Here is a 9205-nt window from a genome sequence, read left to right as displayed (position 1 = left end):
GGCCGCGCTTGAAGCGTATGAGCATCAGGACTACCCGTTTGAAGAGCTGGTGGAGCGGCTCGGCGTGCAGCGGGACACAAGCCGCAATCCGCTGTTTGACGTTATGTTTGTGCTCCAAAATATGGAGCGTGAATCCCTGGTGTTAAATAAGCTGCATTTGGCTCAAGCTGCGGATACAAGTCATAAAACCGCAAAGTTTGATGCCACGCTTTACGCGTCAGAAGGGTCTGACGGTTCCATCAGCTTTGATTTTGAATTCAATACAGATATCTATCAAAAACAGACAATTGAAAAATGGCTTTCTTATTTTACCCGTATTCTTACAAAAGTAATTGAAAACCAAGCGATACCGCTTGGTGACATTCACGTACTGGATGATGCTGAAACAAATCGCGTCATTTATCAGTTTAATCAGACGAAAAGCGATTACCCAAGACACGAAACCATCAGCCGTTTATTTGAGCGTCAGGCAAAAGAAACCCCCGATGCCCGGGCAGTTGTATATGATGGACAAATCTTGACATACCGTGAGCTGAACGAACGGGCTAACAGAATAGCGGCGGCTCTCCGATCAAATGGCGTCGGTCCGGAAAGCGTTGTCGCATTATTAACCGGCCGCACAACAGAGCTTGCTTCCGGAATCCTCGGAATATTAAAAGCGGGGGGCGCCTACTTGCCTATCGGTGACGATGTGCCGCGGGAACGGGCTGAATGGATGCTTAAAGACTGTAAAGCTGATATTCTTCTCCAATCTGATAAACTTGACGGTCTGCCGCTTTCAGGAAAACGTTTATTCATAGAGGATATTCAAACAAAGGCCGGATTGAGTTCGGAAAATCCCGAACCGCTCGGAGGACCTGATTCATTGGCCTACATGATTTATACGTCCGGGTCAACAGGTGCGCCAAAAGGCGTCATGATTGAACAGCGAAGCGTGATCCGCCTTGTGAAAAACAGCAATTATATTGATTTTACGCCGGAAGATAGACTGTTGTTTACTTCATCATTAGGATTTGATGTTACGACATTTGAAATATTCGGTCCGCTTTTAAACGGCGCTTCTTTATATGTAAGTGACCAGGAAACCTATCTCGACTCGGATGTTCTGGAAACATTTATACAGCAAAACGGCATTACGACACTGTGGCTGACATCGTCTCTGTTCAACCATTTATCAGAACAAAATGAACACGTGTTTTCCGGATTATCCCGATTGATTATCGGCGGGGAAGCACTGTCCCCGAGCCATGTAAACCGGGTTCGGAATGCGCTGCCGCATCTCTCAGTATGGAATGGATACGGACCGACTGAAAACACGACGTTCTCGACTTGCTTTTTGATTGAACAATTATACGATCATTCAATCCCGATCGGCCGCCCTGTCGGAAATTCAACCGCATATATCATAAACAGCAGGGGAACACCGCAGCCGATCGGCGTCATCGGCGAATTATGCACAGGCGGAGACGGTGTGGCAAGAGGATATTTCGGCCGCCCTGAGCTGACGGAAGAAAAATTTGTCCCCAATCCTTTTGTTCCCGGAGAACGGATGTACCGCACCGGAGATTTAGCCCGCTGGCTGCCGGACGGAACGATCGAATATGCCGGGCGGATGGATGATCAAGTGAAAATCCGCGGTTATCGGGTCGAGCTGGGAGAGATTGAAGCTGCACTGAGGGGCCTGGACGGTGTGAAAGAAGCTGCCGTGTCAGTCAGAACCGGGCAGTCCGGCAATAAAGAACTGATCGCATATATGAGTCTGCAGGCGGACATGGATACAGAAAAAGTGCGTTCTTCACTGTCTAAGCAACTGCCGAATTACATGGTTCCGGCCTATATGATGGAACTTGAGAAGCTGCCGCTTACGCCGAACGGTAAATTGGATCGGAAAAATCTGCCCGAACCGGAGCTCGCGCTTCAAACCGCGTACACAGCTCCCCGCAATGAGCTTGAAGAACAGCTTTCCGTGATCTGGCAGGAAGTGCTCGGCACAAAACAAGTCGGGATTGAGGACTCATTTTTTGAATTGGGCGGCGACTCAATCAAAGCGCTGCAAGTTTCCGCACGGCTCGGACGCTATGGGTGGAAAATGACGGCGAGTGACTTATTCCGGCATCCGTCCATTAAGGAGCTCGCGCCTCTTATCCGGAAAGCGGAAAGAGTTATCGATCAGCGGCCGGTGGAAGGAAACATTCCTTGGACACCCGTTCAGCACTGGTTTTTATCACAGCGGATGGAAAACAGAAATCATTTCAATCAGTCCGTCATGATGTTCAGCTCTGACGCATTGCATAAACAGCCGCTCAAAGAAGCCTTGGAGCATCTTGTCATTCATCATGATGCACTCCGGATCACCGTCAGTGCAGAAAACGAAAGTTTCAGACAAATCAATCACGGTATTCAAAAAGATGAACTGTACAGCTTGGACATTTGGGATCTGTCTGAGACAGATACTTGGGAAAAAGAAATAGAAAGTGAAGTCGCTGCGCTCCAACAGCGGATGGATATTGAAAAAGGCCCGTTAATAAAAGCCGGCTGGTTCAAAACCCGGTCCGGGGATTATTTATTCATCACCGTACATCACCTGGCGGTTGACGGAGTGTCATGGCGTATTTTGCTGGAGGATTTATCTGCCGCTTACACTCAAGCCGTAAAAGGTCAGCCGGTCCAGCTTCCGCCAAAGACCGATTCGTTTAAGCAATACGCTGAAAGGCTTTCAGAATACGCAAAAAGCAGCAAGCTGATGCGTGAAGAAGAATATTGGCGTTTTATTGAAGAAGAAACAGCCGCCGAACTTCCTTATGAAAAACCGCAGCATCAGACGGGAGTCGACAGCATTCGGCAAACGGTAAGCTTTACGCTTACAGAAGAAGAAACGTCCGTTTTGCTTCAGCAGGTCAACCGGGCCTACCATACCGATACGCAAGATATTCTTCTGACTGCCGCAGCTTTGGCTTTACGGGACTGGACAGGGGGCGGCAGACTGCGCATCGCGATGGAAGGGCACGGGAGAGAGCACATCATGCCGGAGCTTGACATCAGCCGCACCGTAGGCTGGTTTACCTCCATGTATCCGGTGCTCATTGACTTGAACACAGCAGGCGCTGAGCTTGGAACGGCGGTAAAAACGGTCAAAGACACACTCGGAAGAATACCGGATAAAGGAATAGGCTACGGCATTTTAAAATATATGACACCGCCTGAACAAAAAACAATCCGCTTCAGACAAGCGCCTGAAATCAGCTTTAACTATTTAGGGCAATTCAATGATACAGAAGATCAGCACACGTTCAGTCTGTCCGGTCTTGCAAGTGGGCACGACATCACGCCGACATGGCAGCGGGAACAAGCGGTGGAAATGAGCGCGATGGCCGCACAAAACAAACTTCACTTCAGTTTGAGCTATCCGCCGAGCCGCTTCCGCAAAGAAACGATGGAACAGCTGCTGCAAACTTTACAGCAATATTTGCGTGATATTATGGCGCACTGCACCGGCAAAGAGGAAGCAGAAAAAACCGTTAGTGATTTTAGCAGCAAAACGTTAACATCTGATGATTTGGACAGCATAGCGAGTTTTGTCGAGGAACTGTAGAAAAAGGCGACGGGGAGATTATAACATGACAAAAAAGAATGCAATTCAGGATATTTATCCGCTGTCTTATATGCAGGAAGGAATGCTTTTTCATTCCCTCCTGCAAAAGGAATCACAGGCTTACGCCGAGCAGGCCTCCTTTTCAATAACGGGGAAGGTTGACACCCGCGTGTTTGAAGAGAGCGTTCATGCCCTTTTCGACAGACATGATATTTTCAGAACGATCTTTATCAGCCAGAACGTGTCAGTGCCGCAGCAGGTCGTATTAAAAGAGCGGAACGTCAGCATCATTGAGGAAAATCTCACCAATTTAAACAAGGCTGATCAAATCAAGCATATTGAAGAAGCCAAACGAAGAGACCGTAAGAAAGGATTTCATCTGCAAAAAGACATGCTGATGCGGGTGACGCTGCTTCAAACCGGTGAATGTGAATATACGTGCATATGGAGTTTCCATCACATCATTATGGATGGCTGGTGTCTCGGAATCGTGCTGAAAGAGTTCTTCCAGATATACGCCTCGCGGCTCCGCCGGACACCGTTAACGCTTGAGCCCGCTGTGCCGTACGGGACCTACATCAAGTGGTTGATGGAGCAAGATAAAGAAAAAGCCGCTTCGTACTGGGAGCGGTACCTTGAAGGCTTTGAGCAGCAGACTGTTCTGCCGAAGCAGAAAAAAGCCGGCGAAAGCAGACAAGAGGAAGTGACGTTTTCCTTTTCAAAAGAGGACACGGCTAAGCTGAAAGAGCTGGCCGTAAAAGAAGAGGTCACGCTGAGCACCATTTTCCACACGCTCTGGGGCATTTTGCTTCAGGCGTATAACCAGACAGAAGATGCGGTTTTTGGTTCTGTCATTTCCGGAAGGCCGTCTGAAATCGAAGGCATCGAGCGAATGATCGGCCTGTTTATTAATACCGTGCCTGTCCGGATCAGCGGGGCAAACATCCCGTTTCAAAAGCTGATCAAAAATGTGCAAAAGGATGCTTTGAAAGGACAGGCATACAGCTATCATCCGCTTTATGACATACAGGCGAATTCACAGGTAAAACAAGGCTTAATTGACCACATTCTCGTCTTTGAGAATTATCCGGTTGAACAGGAGCTTGATGTGCTGAACAGCAAGGGGGACACGAAAGACCTTTTTCACATCCATGATTTCAGCATGGAAGACGAAACCAATTACAGTTTTTATCTTATGGTGGCGCCGGGTGACGAAATTCATTTGAAAATGAGATACGATTCAAGCATGTATGACCGCCAATTTATTGAAAATATCAAAGGCCATTTAGCACACATCGTCTCCCAGGTTCTCGACAAACCGGACATCACGCCGGACAAGCTTGAAATCATAACCCCGGAGGAAAAAGCGCAGCTGCTTGCACCGATTTCTGAAGAGACCGAAAAGCCTGTATATGACACGGTTCATGCAATGTTTGAACGGCAGGCCGCAAAAACACCGGATCAAATCGCGATTCGGTATGAAGGCGAGTCAGTGACGTACAAAGAGCTGAACGAATCGGCTAATAAGCTGGCCCGCCTGCTGCAAAAGCGCGGATTAAAGCGGGAGGAACCGGTAGGCGTCATGCTCGGCCGTTCCCCTTCTTTAGCGGCGGCTGTTCTCGGTATTTTAAAAGCGGGCGGCGCCTTTGTCCCGATTGATCCGGGCAGTCCAAAGGAGCGTATCCGATATGTCATTGAAAACAGCGGCTGCGTCCATGTTGTAACAGAGCGGCATCAGTCAGTCCCCGCGGAACAAGCGCTGCAAGTTACATACATAGAAGAGGCCGGGACGGAAGCGGACGGAAGCAATGTGCAATCCATTAATACGGCGGACGACCTCCTTTATATGATTTATACATCGGGAACGACAGGGAAACCGAAGGGTGTGCTGCTCGAACATAAAAATATGGCCAACCTGCTTTCTCACCAATTGACGAACACAGACATTGATTTTTGCACAAATGTGCTGCAGTACGCATCTGTGGCGTTTGACGTCTGCTATCAGGAGTTATTTTCAGTACTCTTGAGCGGCGGCACCCTTTGTATCGTGCCCGAATCAATCAAACGGGACGTTTCTCAGCTGTTTTCGTTTATTGATCAGCACAAAACGGAAGTTGTGTTTTTCCCGACTGCGTTTGTCAAGATGCTTTTCAATGAAGAAGGTTATGCACATTCTTTTCCCCGCTGTGTGAAGCATGTTATTACGGCCGGGGAGCAGCTGACCGTTTCGCGTTTGTTCAGGCAGACGCTCCGTTTACACGGTATGCATCTGCATAATCATTACGGCCCGTCAGAAACTCATGTGGTTTCAACCTATACGATTTCTGCGGGTGATGACATACCTGAACATCCGCCGATCGGGAAACCGATCCATCATAACAAAATGTATATTCTCAGCAAAAACAGACAGCTTCAGCCTCTCGGAATTGCGGGAGAATTGTATATTTCCGGGGCGAATACAGGAAGAGGCTATGTGAACAATCCGGCGCTGACCGAAGAGAAATTTTTGCCGGATCCGTTCAGAACGGACGCCGTCATCTACCGGACCGGAGATTTGGCAAGACTGCGTGCGGACGGCCAAATTGAATACATCGGCCGGACAGATGATCAAGTGAAGATCAGAGGATACCGGATTGAACCGAAGGAAATTGAAACCGTCCTGGCAAATCATCATGCCGTGAAAGAAGCTGCTGTTCTGATTCAAACGAATGAGTCGGGCGAAAATGAATTATGCGCCTACTGCAACGTCTCACAAGCGACTGATCCTTCTCAGCTGCGAAGTGATTTGGCGAAAGAGCTGCCTGATTATATGATTCCGGTCAAATGGGCTTTTGTTGACTCGATTCCGCTCACTGCGAACGGAAAAGTCGATCAGCGGGCCCTTCCGGAAGCTTCGGCGTACGCAGCGGGCCGTCAATATACAGCTCCCAGGAATGTGACGGAGCTGAAGCTTACCCGCATATGGGAAGAAGTGCTTCAAAGCGGCCCGATCGGCGTTCACGATCACTTTTTCGAGCTTGGCGGCCATTCATTAAAGGCGACGGCACTCGTTGCAAAAATAGCTAAAGAGTGCAGTGTGCAAATCCCGCTGAGCGATGTCTTCAGCCATCCGACTGTAGAAGAACTCGCCAAAATCATCAGTGAAGCAGAAGAGAACCCGTTCGCATCCATAGAAAAGACAGAAATGAAAGAAACATATCCTGTCTCATCCGCCCAAAAACGGATGTACGTCCTTCACCAGCTTGAAAATGGCGGTGTCAGCTATAACATTCCAGCCGTTTTAGAGGTGAAGGGGCCGTTTGACCGAGACAGGATGGAAGCCGTGTTCAAGGAACTGATCCGGCGGCATGAACCGCTCAGAACGTCCTTTGAAGAAAAAAACGGCCTGCCTGTGCAGAGGATTCATGACGACGTGCCGTTTGCATTTACAAAAGAACAATCAGCCGAAGCGTTTATCCGGCCGTTCGATCTCGGCAAAGCGCCCCTTTTCCGGGCGGGATTTGTCCAAATAGAAAAAGACCGGCATCTGCTTTTAGCTGACATGCATCATATTATTTCAGACGGCGTATCCGTCAATCTTTTGATACGTGAATTCAGTGAGCTGTATGCTGAGAGAAGTCTGCCGCCGTTACGGATTCAATACAAAGATTATGCCGTCTGGCAGCAATCATTTATGGCGGGCGCCGCATATCGGAAACAAGAGGAGTACTGGCTGAACCGGCTTGCCGGTGAGATTCCCGTGCTTGAATTGCCGGCTGATAAGCCGCGTCCCCCGGTGCGGAGCTTTTCCGGTGACCGGGTGTCATTTGTCATCAATGAAAAACATACAGCACAGTTGAAAAAGCTGGCGAAAGAAAACAAATGCACACTGTATATGACGCTGCTCGGTGTGTACACAGTTCTGTTAGCCCGTTTAAGCGGACAGGAAGATATGATCGTCGGGTCTCCGATTGCAGGAAGGCCACATGCCGACCTTGACGCCGTTCTGGGCATGTTTGTCAATACGCTTGCTTTCAGGACGCGTCCCGACGGAAGCATGACATTCAAAGAATATTTAAAGGAAATTCGCCAAACAGCGCTTGAGGCTTACGAACATCAGGATTACCCGTTAGAAGAGCTCGTCGATAAGCTCGGTGTGCCGCGGGACATGTCCCGAAATCCGCTGTTTGACACAACATTTGCGCTGCAAAATATGGAACAGCAGAAGCTTAGGGCAGCCGGACTTGAACTGCAGCCGGCAGACGTCAGCCTGCCGATTTCTAAATTTGACTTATCACTGTACATCTCTGAAAATGCCGGTGAATTGTACTGCCAGTTTGAATACAGCACCGATTTGTTTGAGAGAAAAACGATTCAAAAATGGGCGGGATTTTTTACGACACTTGCCGAAAACGCCGCGGCTGATCCGGGCTTGGAATTAGACGATATTTCTGTTTTGACAGAAAAAGAAGAAGTGTCTCTGCTTCAAGATTTCAGCCCCTTTCAGAAAACAGCGTTTCCGCTTCATCAGTCTCTTCATGATCTGCTGGAACAGCAGGCGGAAAAAACGCCGGACCGTCCGGCAATTTTAACTGATGACATTTCGATTACGTATCAGGAACTGAACGAAAGGGCAAACGAGCTTGCGCACCAGCTGATCAAGCGCGGGATAAGGCTGGAGGATAAAACCGCCATTATGGGCCGGCGTTCTCCTGACATGATGATCGGCATTTACGCTGTCTTAAAAGCAGGCGGTGCATATCTGCCGATTGATCCGGATTACCCGGAAGAGCGGATTCGCTTTTTACTGAAAGACAGCGGCGTGAAATTCTTACTGGCAGAACCAGAACTTTTCGCACCAGATCTTTTTGAGGGAGAAACGATCTCTCTGAAAAGCGGACAAACAGGAAACCCTGAAGCTGCGGCCAACCCTAACGTTCCGGTAAAACCTGATTCATTGGCTTATATCATCTATACATCCGGTTCTACGGGACGCCCAAAAGGCGTGCAGGTTGAACATCGGTCAGCCGTAAACTTTTTATACTCACTGCAAACGCGTTATGGATTAAGTGATTCTGACATCATTTTGCATAAAACATCATACTCTTTTGACGCTTCGATTTGGGAGCTGTTTTGGTGGCCGATCGCGGGAGCTTCTGTTTTCCTCCTTCCGCAAGGCGGCGAGAAAGACCCTGAAATGATACTGAACGCATTGGAGAATAACCGCATAACGGCGGCTCATTTTGTGCCATCCATGCTTCATGCTTTCTTGGAATATATAAATTCCAGAAAACAGCCGATCAAAAAAACCTGCTTAAAAAGGGTTTTTGCCGGCGGCGAACAATTGGGCCCGCACCTGGTTTCCCGTTTTTATGACCTTCTGCCGGGAACGGAATTGACAAATTCCTACGGTCCGACGGAAGCGACAGTAGAAGCGGCGTACTTTGATTTGCCGCAAGGAAAAGAATTTCACAATGTTCCGATCGGCATTTCCGGGCATAACATGCGGCTGTATCTTTTAAATCAAAAGAAACGGCTTCTGCCGCCGGGCTGTATCGGAGAGCTGTACATCGCGGGGACAGGGGTGGCCCGGGGCTATCTGAACCGGCCCGAGCTGACGGAGGAGCGTTTTCT

The 9205-nt window shown here is 48.7% G+C and carries 2 protein-coding genes; both read left to right on the top strand.

Annotation, left to right across the window (positions count from 1 at the left end):
• Positions 1–3592, top strand: a 3592-nt coding sequence (locus tag AC3WTF_RS19085) for a non-ribosomal peptide synthetase (protein WP_139851971.1), incomplete at its 5' end; no start/stop codon positions are given.
• Positions 3593–3617: 25 nt separating this feature from the next.
• Positions 3618–9205: non-ribosomal peptide synthetase (locus AC3WTF_RS19080; RefSeq protein ID WP_139851974.1), on the top strand; the 5588-nt coding region annotated here is incomplete at its 3' end.

The organism is Bacillus sp. EB106-06-01-XG163, assembly GCF_058791615.1.
The sequence above is the reverse complement of the archived record's forward strand: the minus strand, read 5'-3'. Positions and strand labels throughout refer to the sequence as shown.